Source organism: Paraburkholderia sp. PAMB 6770 (assembly GCF_057748135.1).
Genome location: NZ_CM173239.1, coordinates 360,392 through 374,044, shown reverse-complemented (window position 1 = coordinate 374,044; position 13,653 = coordinate 360,392). Strand labels below are relative to the sequence as shown.

Genomic DNA, 13,653 nt, shown 5'->3' with positions numbered 1-13,653 from the left:
CAGCCGCGAAATATGCCTCCTAATGCGATCGTCGTCCAAAGAGCGGAAAATGTTTCGTCCGCTCAGTCTGCTCATCCACGCCAATGAGTCCGAATTCAATCGGCGAGCGCGTATAGAACACGTGAACGTGTCCGGACCTCACGAGATCGAGCATCCGCTCCGCCTCCTCATCCGTCACCGCGAGGATGATCTGGACGGGCTGGTCCGAGAGACTGAGCATGTGGGCCGCGTGATGTGCGCCCGCATGCCCCGTCCCCTCTGCGCACGTGATCACCGTGGCACCGTGGATGCCCAGTTGCTTTGCCTCGTGCAGCAGCCATTCGCAGACGGTCTGATGGCCTTGGCGGCGATTCTGCCCGGTGTAAAAAGTAAGCTGGTAGCCGTTCATTTCATCCTCCGTCAAACGACACCAGAACAAGGCTACAAACGTAACCGTTCCGCGGACGCCCCGCCCGCAAAACTATTCTAGTCCATGAAAGGAATGCGCGGAGCAGGCGCCGTGCGGGTTACCCGTATCGCTGGAACACCGCCGAACCGGCGTACCGGGCCCGTTCGCCCAGTAGTCTCTCGATCGCCAGCAGCCGGTTGTATTTCGCCACGCGCTCGCCGCGTGCCGGTGCGCCGGATTTGATCTGTCCGCACCCGAGCGCGACCGCGAGATCCGCGATACTGGTGTCTTCGGTCTCGCCCGAACGGTGCGAAACGAGGCACGTGTAGCGGGCCGACAGCGCAAGCTGGGCGGTATCGAGCGTTTCCGTCACTGTCCCGATCTGGTTCAGCTTGATCAGAATGCTGTTGCAGCAGCCCTCGTCGATACCGCGCTGCAGAAACCTGCGGTTGGTCACGAACAGGTCATCGCCGACGACCTGCACCCGCTTGCCCAGTGCATCGGTCAATGCGGCAAATCCCGACCAGTCCGTGTCGGCAAGCGGATCTTCCAGCGACACCAGCGGATAGCGGTCGAGCCAATCGCTCCAGTAAGCGATCATCTCCTGCGAGGTAAGCGCGAGACCGTCGCGGCTCAGGTGATACCGGCCGCCTTCGTAGAAAGAACTCGCTGCCGGATCGAGCCCGATCGCGATGTCCTCGCCGGGGCGGTAGCCCGCCCGCTCGATCGCTCGCATGATGACTTCCATCGCCGCGGCGTTTGACGGCAATCGAGGGACGTAGCCGCCCTCGTCGCCCACGTTGGTCGACGCTCCGGCCTCCGCGAGGACGGCGCCCAGCGCGTGGTACGTTTCGGCACCATAGCGCAACGCTTCGCGAAACGTGGGCGCACCCAGCGGCACGAGCTTGAACTCCTGGATATCGGGCCCGTCGTGCCCGTGCTTGCCGCCGTTGAGCACGTTGAACATCGGGACGGGGAGCACGTGGACGTTGCTTCCACCGAGATAGCGAAACAGCGGAAGTCCGCTATTCCGCGCCCCAGCCTTCGCGCACGCGAGTGATGCTCCCAGGATCGCATTGGCGCCGAGCCGGCTCTTGAACTCGGTGCCGTCAGCTTCGATCAGCTTTTCGTCGATCGCACGCTGGTCGTCAACGCGCATCCCGCTCAGCACCCACGCGATGTCCTTGTCGACGTGTTCGACTGCCTTCAGCACCCCTTTTCCCCCGAAGCGGTGCGGATCGTGATCGCGCAATTCGACGGCCTCGAACTCCCCGGTCGACGCGCCCGACGGGACCGCTGCCGTCGCGGCCACGCCGTTCGACAACGTCACGGTCACCGCCACCGTCGGGTTGCCCCTGGAATCCAGAATCTCGTCGCCAACAACGCTTTCAATCAATGCGGATGTACCCATCGTCGTTCTCCCGGTGCACCTGGCCGTCGCGCCCGGAACGCGAAACGGTCAGGCGTGTTGCAATAGTGACGGCCAGCGGGGGCCCGTCTCACACATGCGCTTCGGAAAATGCATTGCTAGCGCGCCGGATCGCGTCGTGGGCCGCGTCGGTATTGGCCCAGCCCTCGAACCGGACCCACTTCCCGGCCTCGAGCTTCTTGTAGTTTTCAAAGAAGAACTGAATCTGGTCCAGCGTGTGCGCCGTGACGTCGGACAATTCGCGGATATGGCGGGTCTCGGCACACACGCAATCGACAGGCACTGCAATCACCTTCTCGTCAGGCCCTGCCTGGTCGGTCATGTTCAGCAAACCGACCGGGCGGCATTGAATCAGCGCGAGGGATGACAGCGGAAACGGCGTGATCACGATGATGTCGAGCGGATCGCCGTCGCGCGCAAGCGTTCCCGGAATGAAGCCATAGTTCTGCGGGTAGCGCATCCCGGCCCCCATGATCCGGTCAACCCTTAGCAATCCATATTTTTTGTCCGCCTCGTACTTCACCGGTTCGCTTTGGGCAGGAATTTCAATGATCGCGTTGACGTCGAGCGGCGCGTTCTCGCCGGCGGGAATGTCGTTGAAGTTCATCACGTGCCTCCCTCAGCGCCTAACGTGTCGTACTCGATGGCGCCTCGTGTGTAGAACAGACGAATACCGCCACCGCGAAGCTGCTGGAGGAGCACATCGATCCGTGCATCCTCGGCAATGACGGTCACGCAGACTGGCTGGTCGTCCAGTTCGAAGAAGCGCGCCGCGTGGTACTTGCCTCTCGCGTCGATCCCCTCGGCAATCTCGACGACCGTCGCACCCTGAATCCCGGCCCGCTTCGATTCGTCAAGGATCCAGTCGACCACCGACATATGCCTGACGCGCTGGCTGTGGTTCGCCGCGTAAACAGTAAGCTGGCTCCCCTTCATGGCAGCCTCCGCGCCACGGCTACGGGTCTTCCGGTCACAAAACGCGGACGAGCCGACGTGTCGCGAACCGACGCCGGCGGATAAGGAATGAATCGCATGGAAATCCAGATTTGCAGATTGACAAATCTGGGCAGCAGGACGCTTTGGCAATGCCCACGACCTCCTGACCCAGGAACTCGTAGGCATCATTAGCCGGATCGAACCGGCGGTTGAAGGAGGAATGCCATCTCCTGTTTTCAGTGTAGCACGCTGGATTTGCGCGCGCCACTGCATGCGGAAGCGGGAAGCGGGAAGCAGCACATGAGCGCACGCGCACATCTCATCGGATTCGCCCGAAAACCGATTGCGCTGCTTTCGTCATTTGCCTACAGTGAAAGCGAGCATTCTGGAGATGGCATTCCTCCTTCAACTGCCGCTCCCCCGGCTGATGACGCCTGCAGCCGTCCGGAGATCGGGCTGCGCCGTTGCGCATTTCGCTTCCCCTGCTCCGATGACATGTGCCGTCGCCAGCCCGCCATGCTGGCCCATTTGCCGCGTGGCGCACAAGGAGACACGGATGATCGTGATAGATATTCCGGGGTTTCGTACCCTGAACCTCGCGCATGTCGTCCTCGATTTCAACGGAACGCTCGCCGTCGATGGTCGCCTGCTCGATGGCGTCGAGTCACGCCTCGCCGTGCTCGCGACCAGGCTCGACGTTCATGTAGTGACAGGTAACACCTACGGCGACGTGCACGATCATCTGCGCAACTGCCCCGTGGACGTCGTCTGCCTGCCGGCAGCTGGGCAAGCACGAGCAAAAGGGGAATACATCCGGCGCCTGGGCCCCGACCGGGTCGCCGCGATCGGCAATGGACGCAACGACGCGTTGATGCTCGACCAGGCAGCACTGGGCATCGCGGTGCTCGGCACCGAAGGACTAGCGACCGAGGCCCTCAAGGCAGCCGATGTCGTCGTGCGTCATGCAGTGGATGGGCTGGGACTTCTGCAGCATCCCAAACGACTGGTTGCAACGCTGCGAAGCTAACGGGAGAAACCGCAACCGACTATAACGGCATTGGCGCGGGCAACGACGTTCCCGCCTCGTTTGACGTGATCATCGCAATGTCCGCTCTCGCCGAACCCGTCAGGTGTGAGGCGGACCCACGGTCCGGGCGGCCGCGTGTCGAAACATCCCGCCGTATCGCGGGGTGCAATCGCGCACGGATCTCAGGTCTCGCCGACCCCGGACAGCACATCTTGTTTTACGGTCTCATGGTCGGCGCGTGGCGCCTCGCGAAAGATCTCCCGGTACAAATCGAGCCCGAAACTGGTCTGCAGCGGCTCCGCTTCCACGAGCCTGAACGTCCGCACGCCGTCGTCGCGCCTTTCGGCACGCAGGAACGTTTTCGCGTGTCCGCCCGCCTCGTGCAAACCGTTCGCTAGCGTGAAAAGGTGCGTCACGAGAATGACCTTGACGCGGTGATCGAGCAACGCGTCCACGATTTGCCTGCCGACCTGCGAACCTTCCCGTTCGTTCGTCGACGCAAACGACTCGTTCGATAGAAAAAGGCCATTCTCGACCAGGTGATCGACGATCTCGCTCATCCGCTTCAGTTCTTCGTCGAACTTGCCGCCTCGCATCGTCGAGTCCTCCTCGCGCTTGTAATGCGTAAAAATCGCCATTGCCACATTCGCTTCGAATTCGTCCGCGCCGACGAACATGCCAGCCTGGAGGAGAATCTGGGCAAGGCCGATACTGCGCAGAAAAGTCGACTTCCCCCCCTGGTTCGCGCCTGTTACCACGATGAGTTCTTTGGCATCTGCGTCCGCATCGTTGCCCACCGGGGGCCGATCCAGCCGCAAGGCGAGGCTGACATCGTAGAGCTGCTGATAGCGATGCCTGCGCTCCCATGCTACGCGAGGCACGGGAAAGCAGACCGGCATTCCCCGGCGCAGCAGTTCATTGCGCATATTCAGGCATCCGATGTAAAAGCCCAGTTCCGCCCGAAGCATGAAAAAGAAGCTCTTGATATGGTCGGCGGACTGCGCCAGCGCATTAGCAACATGATTGATGCCGCGGGCCTCGAGTTCGCTTAGCGCCCGCGCCCCATTTTCGTCCCTGTCCGGGATATGGAATGTCCGGGAAGGCGCCCCTTTTGCGAACAGGCGCCTGAAGAAATTCGGATCCTTCTCGTGTGGCTTGCGCAGAACGTACTGTTCACCCTTGTTTCCGCATCCCGGCCTGGCGCTGATCAGCACGCCGTCGCTAAACTTCAGTTCCTTCAGACAACGCGTGATAGTGACAAAATAGTGATCGTCCAGTTCATCGCGGATCATTGTGTAAAAGCGTGTGAAGCCGGCCGACTGAAAGTGTTCGATGCTGTCGTCGGCCACGCTCCGCAATTTGCCAAGCATGCCTAAATAATTCTGAACCATATCTCTCGCACCATGCAACACGCTGCCTGGCGAACCCGTAAGACTCCAGTAGAAACTTTTTCTTTCGACCTCCAGCGCTTCCACAGCGATCGCATACACGTGCCTCACGACGGCCTCATGGTCGATGCAATCCTCGAGAACCGCCTGCCGATAAAGTATGTCGCCAGGATCACTCAGGCCAAGCGGGACCACTGTCTTCACCGTGTCGTACAGATACTTGTCCCCCGCGGCCATCGCCTCGTATAGCGTGTCGATCTCCAGGTCCTCGTTCAGCGTCCGTTCGTTCCAGAATTCGCTGCGGTTCCACGGAAAATCCTTTGCGTCATAAAGAAGATAGGCTTTCATGATGCGAGGCGCTCCCTGATACGCTCATACGTGAGGCCGTATTGCTCGGCAACGGATAGTGCGTATGCACGTCCATCCGCGGGATGCCTGAGGACCCGGAAGGTGCGAACCGAAGGACTATGGGGATTGATCTCGCTCACCATGCTCACGGTTTGCGTCCCCAACCGGGAAAGCTCTTCGATGAACGTCACGCAAACGCACAGTGCATCGCGCTCCATGATCTCGTCGATGATCCTGCGGCAGAGAAACAGCGCGTCAGATAACGTCGTCGAGCTGAAAATTTCGTTCATCAGGATGATGCTATTGGACGTGCAGGCCTGCAGGATGGCGTGCATCCGCATCAGATCGTCCTGAAGCTTGCCGCGCAGATCCAGGGTGTTTTCTTCCCGTTCGAAATGCGCGAATAGACGATCGTAGAGATAGAGACGGGCGTTTCTCCCCGGAACGGGGCATCCGAGCCGACCAAGGAAATGAAGTTGTCCGAACATTCTTGCGAAAGTCGTCTTTCCGCCATTGTTGGGCCCAGACACCACGAATACCCACGGTACTCTTTCCAGGGCAGCATCTTCGTGCTGAGCACAGGCACCGAGGAGTCCGTTTCCCCGTACGGCCGACTACCGGACGACTTTTTCCTCGTGTCGGTTGCCCAAGCGCTGATGGTTGGCAATTTTGAGGCCAAACCGAATCCTTGGGAGTGCCCGAAGTGCAGGCATTTCCTGCACTGCCCCGCCTAGGTCGAGCTGGTCCACGCACTTCCGATTTCCAGGGCTTCCTGCGACTTACCCAGCATGAGCAGCGCATCCCGCGCAGCTCACCTAGCTGGAAAAGGAAGCACAAATGTCCACCCGTGTTTACATCCAGTCGGAGTTCTTCTCTGACATCAAGTTCGTCGAGATCAACGACGAGGCCACCGTCGCCGAGCTGAAGCACGCCGTCCTGGCGCTGCTGCCGACCGGCACCGACGCGTCCGACCTGACTCTGTCGGTCGAGGACGATGACGACGACGCCCCCGGCCGCGACACCCACGTCAAGCATCTGAAGAAGGAGCACGGCGTGCGCATCCACCTCCACCGCTGCAAGCAAGTGGAAGTGCAGGTCCGCTTCGGCACCGAGGTCGTGCACCACAAGTTCCGCCCGGCGACCACCGTCGGCCGCGTGCGCCTGTGGGCCGGCGAAAAGCTGGGCATGGCGCCCGGCGACATCGCCGAGCACGTCCTGCAGATTGCCGGCACGACCGAGCAGCCCGACGTCGACGTCCACATCGGCACGCTGACCAAGTGCCCGCAGTGCGCGGTGACCTTCGACCTGGTGCCCGCGCACCGTATCAACGGCTAAGGGGCGAGGTATGGCACCGGATGAGCAATCTCTGCGTGCCGACCTCGCGTCGGCACGCTTTCTCTCGGGCGAAGACCGCAACCGCTGGCAATTCAAGAAGCTGGAGTGGCCCTTCGTCTACATCAACGTCATCGCCCGCGACCAGCGCGAATACACGCTGCGTCTGAACTGCAGCGGCTTCCCGACGACGCCTCCCACGGGCACGTTTTGGGACCTGTCGACGAACAGCAAGCTGTCGTTCGCCAGGTGGCCCCAAGGCGGCGAGCGCCTGCAACTGGCCTTCAAGCCCAACTGGAAGTTCGGGGATGCGCTCTACATCCCCTGCGACCGAGAAAGCATCGTCGGTCACGACTGCTGGTTCGCCCAGTACCCGCAGCTCATCTGGAAGCCCGCCAAAGGCATCAGCCACTACCTGGAGGTGGTCCATGACCTTCTTCAAAGCCGCGACTACGCCTGCGCCCCTGCTTGAGGTGCCGGCCACGCTCTGGGCGGAGGCGATGGCGCACCTGCGCGCGCAAGGCGGCGGCGTTCGCGAAAGCGGCGCCTTCCTCCTTGGGCACAAGACCGACGCCGGCCGGGTGGTGAAGCAGTTCGTGCCCTACGAGCAACTGCAACCCGACGCATTCAGCAACGACTACGTGTCCCTGAAGGCCGACAGCTTCGCCAAGCTCTGGGAGGTCTGTCGCACTCAAGGCATGACTGTCGTGGCCGACGTGCACACGCACCCCTTCGGCCCTGGCCAGAGCCGTTCTGACCGCGCGAATCCGATGGTCGCCCTGAAGGGGCACATCGCCCTCATCGTGCCACGGTTCGCCAAGGGCAACCCGCGCCCGCGCGACCTCGGACTGTACGTCTACCAAGGCAACCACCAGTGGCTGTCGCACTCGGGTTCCGATGTCAGCCGCCTCCTGCGACTTACCGATGCTGGAGTTTTTCAATGACCGATTTCAACGCCGATTCCATGCACCGGCTGGCCAAGATGGCCTTGGACTCGGGCGAGGTCGCTTCGCCCGAGGAGGCCGTGGCGCTGTTCTCGCGCTACCGGCTGCGCGTCCATCTCGGCCAGAAACCTCTGCGCACGGCGTTTACTCTGGACCACAAAAACTGCACCGAAAACAAGGGATGGCAGGATTGGCTTGCGCCGGTTTTGGGTGCCACGGCACGTCCGTCTCCACAACGTTGCACACGATATTTGTCGTTCCGCCACGTTCCTCTCGTCAACCGGAACGATGCAGCAAAGCAGGCATGCCAATCTCAAACGGGATAAAAGTTATCCCCTTGTAGGCATCTCACGTGCAAGGGTTTCAAGGCTTGATCGGTCGTGGAACCGTACGCCAGGTCGAACAACGCGGCGCTCAAGCGCTGCATGGCCGGGGCGAGCGTATGTCCGTAGACCGTTGTGAACCTGCTTTCAGTCAATTCGCGTGCGGTAGGTAGCGATGAGAGCGAGCGCGCCATCTAACGCTTCGCGAAGTGGCCGGGGATTCCGGCGCGCCTGGGCGAGGATGAGCCCGCCCTGGAGACTGGCAAGAGTAGAGGTGGCCAACCATGCCGGATCGGCCCCGGCCCGAAGTTCACCCGAGGCGACCATCGCAGCGAGGCCTGACCGGATGTGTGCTTCCCATCGATCAAAGCCGTCTGCGAGGACGGCACGGATTCCGTCGTCTCGTTCGCCGAGTTGGCCGAGGAGATTTGCGATGGGACAGCCTCTTGGCCCCCCCCCTTGTTCCTGAATGCCAACGATGGCATGAGCCCACGACACCAGTCCGTCCCAGGTATCGAGGGCCGCAAAAAGGTCAGCCTGGGCGCCGAGCACCGCATCGTTGGTCGCCTCGGCCACCGCGCGCAGCAAGTCGACCTTATCGTCGAAGTAATGGTACAGCTGGCTACGCGAAGCCATGGCGCGGGCCCCGACGTCGTCCAGGCTCGCAGCCAATGCTCCCTTCTCGGCCACGACCTGGGCAGCGGCGTTCACAATGCGCATGCGGGTCTGACGTCCCCGCTCGGTGGTCGGTTGTGCTCCCATGTGCTCATTATGCCAACCACTGGACTTGACAGTCCAGTAGCTGCCTGCTTCAATACAGTGGACTATCCAGTCCACTACGCACGCCTCCCCGAATCTGGAAAACCCATGCCTGCTACCATCCGTGAACAATCCGATCAGATCAAAGCAACGGCCGCGACACGCCTGCCAGCCGAAGTCCGCAAGGTATTCGACCGCAGCGTCGAGGCTTTTCTCGCTGAGGGCGTCCCGGCCGCGGCGATCAAGGTCGGCGACCATCTGGCCACCTTCACCCTTGACGACGCCGCTGGCCACCCGGTCAGCCTCGACCAGATCGTCGAGGCAGGACCTGCGGTCATCGTGTTCTACCGCGGTGGCTGGTGCCCTTATTGCAACATTGCTTTGCGTACCTACCAGCGGGAACTGCTCGCCGAACTCGACGCATCCGGTGTCAGGCTGGTCGCCATCAGCCCGCAATCCCCCGACCAGTCGCTCTCGACGGCGGAGAAGGCCGGGCTGGCTTTCACCGTCCTGTCGGACCCGGGCAGCCGGGTGGCTCGCAGCATCGGCATTGCCTTCCAGCAGGCTGACGACGTCCTTTCCGCGCAACGCCAGCTTGGCCTCGATCTGGCCCAGATCAACGCCGAAGGGGCTACTTATCTACCCCGGCCTACCGTGCTGATCGTCGACCAGGGGCGAACCGTGCGCTTCATCGACGTCCAACCCGACTACACCGCCCGCACCGAGGTCGCCAACATTCTTGCCGCCCTCGACGATCTCCGGGCCGACGGATCCTAGACTTGCCACACCTGCACTACTATGGCCGGCAGCGGAACCCAGACGCAGCCCCGGCAATTTCTCGACTGCCACGGGCGCAACAACCTGCCATTGGCGGCGTGCGGGTGTACCGGCTTTACCCGCACGTGAAGCATTGGGTTGCAGATGGCGTATTAAACGACCGCACGGCGGTGATGGACGAGACGGCGACGCGGAACTCATCGTTGAGGTGTAAGTGGCCAGCCATCCGTTTTGAGTTTCGCGAAGCCGCTTGAGAGTATCGTGTCCACCGATATGACTTTCCGCGTCAATCGCGATGTCAGGTCGTCGATTCATCCATAGGCGCCGGCATTTCCTGAGGGCGGCGTAGCGTAAAAGACTGACGGGGAATCACGCTGGCATCCGCGGGTCGGGTACCGTATGACAGGGCGCGTCAGAATTTCTGCGTCCAAGGCCGGTTTGAGATTCACACGGCCGGCCAATCAAATCGATCCACATAAAGGATAGCAAATTGGTTCGCGACTGCCTGACCGGATAAGACGCGGAATTGCGAGCCATCGCGACGTCTGAAAGCACATAACAGGAAATTTGTCGGCCTCTCCTGCTTCGGGACGGGCACGGTCACGACCGGATTGCCAGTCCCCGGCCCCTGATTTACACTGCATACACGGAGATGGCATGCCTCCGCTAACCGCTGGCGTAAGCCGCTGATGATGCCTACCAGCCCTTGCTACAGCGAAAAAAGCGGGCGCGTGTGCCAAAGCCTTCCCGTAGCCAAGGTTTGAGTTCTTCAAGCCCGTTCCCCGCCGGACGGATAACGCAAGGCGTCACGACGCCTGTACGACTGCACCACGGGCAGGTGTTGTTTTAATGGCGAAACTGCCCGGCTCGTGCTCGCCTTTCCGTCAGGGTTTTCGGGCCACTGCAAGGCATCCGGGTATTCGTATGGTCGACCGGGAAGGTTATCGTCCAAACATCGGCATCGTGCTCGTCAACAGCCGCAATGAGGTTCTCCTGGGGCAACGTGTTCGCGATCACCATTGGCAATTTCCGCAGGGTGGTATCGATCGGGGGGAAACCCCTCTTCAGGCCATGTACAGGGAACTGCACGAGGAAATAGGCCTACGTCCCCGGCACGTCCAGGTAATGGGACGGACCCGGAACTGGCTGCGCTACGACGTTCCGGAGCAGTTTCTCCGCCGTGCCAACAGGGGACACTTCCGTGGACAGAAGCAGATCTGGTTCCTGCTGAGACTGATCGGTCAGGACTGCGACATCTGCCTGCATGCAACGGATCATGCAGAGTTTGACGGCTGGAACTGGACGCACTACTGGGCGTCGGTGGAGTATGTTGTCGAGTTCAAGCGCGACGTTTGCCGGATGGCACTAGCCGAACTGTCGCATTTTATGATGCGCCCGAGACCCGAACCTCGAATTTTCCCTGCCTGAGAGGTGTATTGGAAGTTGCGGCAGGCCGTCGCTGTGTCGGTCACGATGCTATGCGGCGCGACTCTCGAACGGCGTCATCGCATGGTCACACGCCCGGACAGACGAGTAAGGTGGGGCGGTCTCGTCCCGGTTGGCGCGAGTCGGTGCAGGACGTCCCCGATATGATCCGTGCTCCTTGCGATACGCCCGCCTTTTCAAGCTCAGGGGCCTTGCGTTCACCGACATCTCCCCGGTGCATCGGGAGAACCCCTTCCGGGACGTAATACGGCGATGATGTGCAGCGTCGCCCGATTGAAATAGCAGGTAGTGTTCTCGCTTCCACAAGGGCGGATTTCAATGACGAGTCACAACGCGTAATCGTGCAAAGTCAACACCTGCACCTGTCAGCCCATCACACGACATTCATTTACAGACTCATCCCTGAGAGGAAGAAGATGATCAGGCCACCGGGAAGCCCGGCGCACTCATCCATCAAGGCAGCGGTGGACGACTGCTTGACGACAAAAAGACAGATGATAAAATCTCGTCCGGGGATGGCATTCCCCCTTTAACCGCTCGATCCGAGCCGATGATGCCTACAAAAAACTGATTGGCCTTGTGAGGGTTGTCGAGATGACAGCCCGTACTCTGTCGATCCCGTCTTTTGCTATCGGGGCATTCAGTATGTATCTATCGGTTCTTGCGGTTGCCATCGGGGGCGCACTCGGGTCCTTGTTCCGCTGGGTTCTCGGCCTTCGTCTCAACGGCCTTTTCCCCGATCTTCCCCTCGGCACACTCGCTGCCAACATCATCGCCGGCTATATCATCGGCGTTGCCGTCGCATTCTTTTCGCGACTGCCTGAGATTCCCGGTGAATGGCGTCTGTTTGTGATCACGGGACTCATGGGTGGTTTGTCGACTTTTTCGACATTCTCCGCGGAAGTGGTCGCCGACCTGCAGCAGGGGCGGTTCGGCTGGGCTGCGGGTGAAATTCTCATTCACGTGTCCGCTTCGGTGATCATGACCATTCTCGGAATCGCGACGGTCAACACCGTCGCGCGAATGGCGTTCGCCTGAGGCGGAGTAGCGGCGCGCGATCGCCCGGCACCGGTTCGACTACCGCAACGGTTCTACCACATCACCACCTCCCACACGCTCATCCAGCGTGGGTACTTCGGCTTCAATCGATCCACCTGACGGGCACTATCCGGCGAAATCGCGCGCACGAACCGTTATGGCGTTGCCTCGTACCACAAGGCATGCCCCATCCCCGGCGTAGCCATTTCCCGTGGATATTTGCCGGAGCCTGAATCCTGTAGAGCACGACGACGAAACACGGAGCAGCGAATGCCAACGACAGATGCCACGGACCAGACAGAGAAATCCATCAGGTACCACAAGGCCGCTTACAGGTTTGCCGAGGAATTACTTGCTCGCGCCGACGTGATGATAGGCGGAACCCGGCCGTGGGACATTCACCTGAAAGATCGGCGGGTCCCACAGCACGTATTGGCGCGAGGCAGCCTTGGGCTTGGAGAAGCGTATGTCGATGGACGCTGGGAATGTGATCACCTCGATCAGTTCTTCTCCCGGATCATGCGTGCTCGACTCGAAAATGAGGTGCGACCTGGTACCCTGATTCTTCATGCGCTGCGCGCAAGACTGACGAACAGGCAATCGGCAAGACGCGCCTGGCAGGTGGGAGAGCGGCACTACGACATAGGCAACGACTTCTATGCCGGAATGCTGGATCGTCGCATGACCTATACCTGCGCCTTCTGGTCAAACGGCGCACAGACGCTTGATAGCGCCCAGGAAGACAAACTGGATCTGATCTGCCGGAAACTGCAACTTCGCCCAGGCATGCGTCTTCTCGACATAGGGTGCGGCTGGGGCAGCCTGATGGGCTTTGCCGCCGAATACTACGGCGTGAAATGCGTTGGCGTGACGATCTCACGGGAGCAGGTACAGTGGGCAACGCAGCGTTACCGGGGGTTGCCGCTCGAGTTCCGCCTTCAGGACTATCGCACGCTTGACGAGCGCTTTGACCGGATCGCCAGCGTTGGTATGTTCGAGCACGTAGGTATGAAAAATTACCGCACCTACATGGAAGTCGCGCATCGATGCCTTTCCGACGATGGCCTGTTCCTGCTGCATACAATCGGGAAGAATCGTCGTCAGGCGGCGCCCGATCCCTGGATCGACCGCTACATCTTCCCCAACGGGGAACTACCCAGCCTCGACCAGATCGGCGAAGCCGCTGACAGCCTTTTCATCACGGAGGATCTGCACAATTTCGGTGCCGATTATGATCGGACACTGATGGCGTGGCACCAGAACTTCGAAGCTGCATGGCCCAGATTCGAAACCCGACTAGGCGCGCGATTCTATCGGATGTGGCGCTACTATCTCCTTTCCTGCGCGGGCCTGTTTCGCGCGAGGGAGGCACAGTTATGGCAATGGGTCTTCTCAAAGAATGGCGTTCCAGGCGGATACCAGCGCCCGGCACCGCACTCGCTCGGCCTCCGATGAGCGCCGTCCCGTACGGCGTTATAACTCGCTCGACGAAATGACCTGCAACGTGATCCGGGCAGA

The 13,653-nt window shown here is 60.7% G+C and carries 15 protein-coding genes, 1 pseudogene and 4 riboswitches; of the genes and pseudogenes, 9 read left to right on the top strand and 7 right to left on the bottom strand.

From position 1 onward, the window contains the following. Positions 1-19 precede the first annotated feature (19 nt). From AC3AP7_RS19275 to AC3AP7_RS19260, 4 genes are all read right to left on the bottom strand, one after another. The gene (locus AC3AP7_RS19275) at positions 20-388 is read right to left on the bottom strand and encodes a DUF190 domain-containing protein (RefSeq protein ID WP_487364177.1); all 369 of its coding nucleotides are present in this window, start codon (positions 386-388) and stop codon (positions 20-22) included. 118 nt (positions 389-506) lie between these two features. Next, complete coding sequence (gene eno, locus AC3AP7_RS19270) at positions 507-1,799, bottom strand: phosphopyruvate hydratase (RefSeq protein WP_487364176.1); 1,293 nt, start codon at positions 1,797-1,799, stop codon at positions 507-509. 88 nt (positions 1,800-1,887) lie between these two features. Then, positions 1,888-2,424: an inorganic diphosphatase gene (gene ppa / locus AC3AP7_RS19265; RefSeq protein ID WP_487364175.1), complete on the bottom strand. Its 537-nt coding sequence runs from the start codon at positions 2,422-2,424 to the stop codon at positions 1,888-1,890. Then, the gene (locus tag AC3AP7_RS19260; protein ID WP_487364174.1) at positions 2,424-2,753 is read right to left on the bottom strand and encodes a DUF190 domain-containing protein; all 330 of its coding nucleotides are present in this window, start codon (positions 2,751-2,753) and stop codon (positions 2,424-2,426) included. The genes ppa and AC3AP7_RS19260 overlap by 1 nt, the downstream gene beginning before the upstream one ends. A 172-nt stretch (positions 2,754-2,925) precedes the next feature. Continuing rightward, a riboswitch (Fluoride riboswitch) is annotated at positions 2,926-2,993 on the bottom strand. A 138-nt stretch (positions 2,994-3,131) separates the two neighbouring features. Next, positions 3,132-3,197, top strand: a riboswitch (Fluoride riboswitch). A 112-nt stretch (positions 3,198-3,309) separates the two neighbouring features. Here AC3AP7_RS19260 and AC3AP7_RS19255 point away from each other — a divergent pair. Beyond that, positions 3,310-3,780, top strand: coding sequence for an HAD family hydrolase (locus AC3AP7_RS19255; protein WP_487364173.1), 471 nt, complete (start codon positions 3,310-3,312; stop codon positions 3,778-3,780). A gap of 182 nt (positions 3,781-3,962) precedes the next feature. On the opposite strand, the gene AC3AP7_RS19250 is transcribed toward AC3AP7_RS19255, so the two are convergent. Both AC3AP7_RS19250 and AC3AP7_RS19245 read right to left on the bottom strand, forming a co-directional pair. Next, complete coding sequence (locus tag AC3AP7_RS19250; RefSeq protein ID WP_487364172.1) at positions 3,963-5,516, bottom strand: MutS-related protein; 1,554 nt, start codon at positions 5,514-5,516, stop codon at positions 3,963-3,965. Next, positions 5,513-6,004: a MutS-related protein gene (locus AC3AP7_RS19245; protein WP_488324855.1), complete on the bottom strand. Its 492-nt coding sequence runs from the start codon at positions 6,002-6,004 to the stop codon at positions 5,513-5,515. Before AC3AP7_RS19245 ends, AC3AP7_RS19250 begins: the two co-directional genes overlap by 4 nt. Positions 6,005-6,353: 349 nt before the next feature. On the opposite strand from AC3AP7_RS19245, the gene AC3AP7_RS19240 reads away from it, so the two are divergent. From AC3AP7_RS19240 to AC3AP7_RS19225, 4 genes are read left to right on the top strand one after another with little or no spacing between them, the layout of a single operon-like run. Continuing rightward, a complete protein-coding gene (locus AC3AP7_RS19240; protein WP_487364170.1) occupies positions 6,354-6,851 on the top strand; it encodes a hypothetical protein in 498 nt (165 codons plus the stop codon). A 10-nt stretch (positions 6,852-6,861) separates the two neighbouring features. Further along, positions 6,862-7,320, top strand: coding sequence for a DUF7665 family protein (locus AC3AP7_RS19235; RefSeq protein ID WP_487364169.1), 459 nt, complete (start codon positions 6,862-6,864; stop codon positions 7,318-7,320). Beyond that, on the top strand, positions 7,277-7,792 hold the full coding sequence (locus tag AC3AP7_RS19230) for a Mov34/MPN/PAD-1 family protein (RefSeq protein ID WP_487364168.1): 516 nt from the start codon (positions 7,277-7,279) through the stop codon (positions 7,790-7,792). The genes AC3AP7_RS19235 and AC3AP7_RS19230 overlap by 44 nt, the downstream gene beginning before the upstream one ends. After that, positions 7,789-8,118 (top strand): hypothetical protein, encoded by a 330-nt coding sequence (locus tag AC3AP7_RS19225; RefSeq protein WP_487364167.1) that lies wholly within the window; start codon positions 7,789-7,791, stop codon positions 8,116-8,118. Before AC3AP7_RS19230 ends, AC3AP7_RS19225 begins: the two co-directional genes overlap by 4 nt. A gap of 144 nt (positions 8,119-8,262) precedes the next feature. Here the strand turns inward: AC3AP7_RS19225 and AC3AP7_RS19220 are convergent, their stop codons facing one another. After that, positions 8,263-8,952 (bottom strand): TetR/AcrR family transcriptional regulator, encoded by a 690-nt coding sequence (locus AC3AP7_RS19220; protein WP_487364166.1) that lies wholly within the window; start codon positions 8,950-8,952, stop codon positions 8,263-8,265. 30 nt (positions 8,953-8,982) lie between these two features. Between AC3AP7_RS19220 and AC3AP7_RS19215 the strand changes: the two genes are divergently transcribed. The 4 genes and pseudogenes from AC3AP7_RS19215 to cfa all read left to right on the top strand — a co-directional run bounded on the left by AC3AP7_RS19215 (position 8,983) and on the right by cfa (position 13,590). Next, positions 8,983-9,651, top strand: a complete 669-nt coding sequence (locus AC3AP7_RS19215; protein ID WP_487364165.1) for a peroxiredoxin-like family protein — start codon at positions 8,983-8,985, stop codon at positions 9,649-9,651. Between the two features lie 639 nt (positions 9,652-10,290). Then, a riboswitch (Fluoride riboswitch) is annotated at positions 10,291-10,357 on the top strand. A gap of 218 nt (positions 10,358-10,575) precedes the next feature. After that, positions 10,576-11,049, top strand: a pseudogene (locus AC3AP7_RS19210) (RNA pyrophosphohydrolase); the annotation flags it as partial. A 550-nt stretch (positions 11,050-11,599) separates the two neighbouring features. After that, positions 11,600-11,664, top strand: a riboswitch (Fluoride riboswitch). A gap of 78 nt (positions 11,665-11,742) precedes the next feature. After that, on the top strand, positions 11,743-12,135 hold the full coding sequence (gene crcB, locus AC3AP7_RS19205; protein ID WP_487364939.1) for a fluoride efflux transporter CrcB: 393 nt from the start codon (positions 11,743-11,745) through the stop codon (positions 12,133-12,135). Positions 12,136-12,405: 270 nt separating this feature from the next. Then, positions 12,406-13,590 (top strand): cyclopropane fatty acyl phospholipid synthase, encoded by a 1,185-nt coding sequence (gene cfa / locus AC3AP7_RS19200; RefSeq protein ID WP_487364164.1) that lies wholly within the window; start codon positions 12,406-12,408, stop codon positions 13,588-13,590. Positions 13,591-13,653: the final 63 nt, after the last annotated feature.

Coding starts and splice junctions, on each gene's coding strand:
- AC3AP7_RS19275 (WP_487364177.1), bottom strand. CDS start 388: ATGAACGGCTACCAGCTTACTTTTTACACCGGGCAGAATCGCCGCCAA.
- eno (WP_487364176.1), bottom strand. CDS start 1,799: ATGGGTACATCCGCATTGATTGAAAGCGTTGTTGGCGACGAGATTCTG.
- ppa (WP_487364175.1), bottom strand. CDS start 2,424: ATGAACTTCAACGACATTCCCGCCGGCGAGAACGCGCCGCTCGACGTC.
- AC3AP7_RS19260 (WP_487364174.1), bottom strand. CDS start 2,753: ATGAAGGGGAGCCAGCTTACTGTTTACGCGGCGAACCACAGCCAGCGC.
- AC3AP7_RS19255 (WP_487364173.1), top strand. CDS start 3,310: ATGATCGTGATAGATATTCCGGGGTTTCGTACCCTGAACCTCGCGCAT.
- AC3AP7_RS19250 (WP_487364172.1), bottom strand. CDS start 5,516: ATGAAAGCCTATCTTCTTTATGACGCAAAGGATTTTCCGTGGAACCGC.
- AC3AP7_RS19245 (WP_488324855.1), bottom strand. CDS start 6,004: ATGTTCGGACAACTTCATTTCCTTGGTCGGCTCGGATGCCCCGTTCCG.
- AC3AP7_RS19240 (WP_487364170.1), top strand. CDS start 6,354: ATGTCCACCCGTGTTTACATCCAGTCGGAGTTCTTCTCTGACATCAAG.
- AC3AP7_RS19235 (WP_487364169.1), top strand. CDS start 6,862: ATGGCACCGGATGAGCAATCTCTGCGTGCCGACCTCGCGTCGGCACGC.
- AC3AP7_RS19230 (WP_487364168.1), top strand. CDS start 7,277: ATGACCTTCTTCAAAGCCGCGACTACGCCTGCGCCCCTGCTTGAGGTG.
- AC3AP7_RS19225 (WP_487364167.1), top strand. CDS start 7,789: ATGACCGATTTCAACGCCGATTCCATGCACCGGCTGGCCAAGATGGCC.
- AC3AP7_RS19215 (WP_487364165.1), top strand. CDS start 8,983: ATGCCTGCTACCATCCGTGAACAATCCGATCAGATCAAAGCAACGGCC.
- crcB (WP_487364939.1), top strand. CDS start 11,743: ATGTATCTATCGGTTCTTGCGGTTGCCATCGGGGGCGCACTCGGGTCC.
- cfa (WP_487364164.1), top strand. CDS start 12,406: ATGCCAACGACAGATGCCACGGACCAGACAGAGAAATCCATCAGGTAC.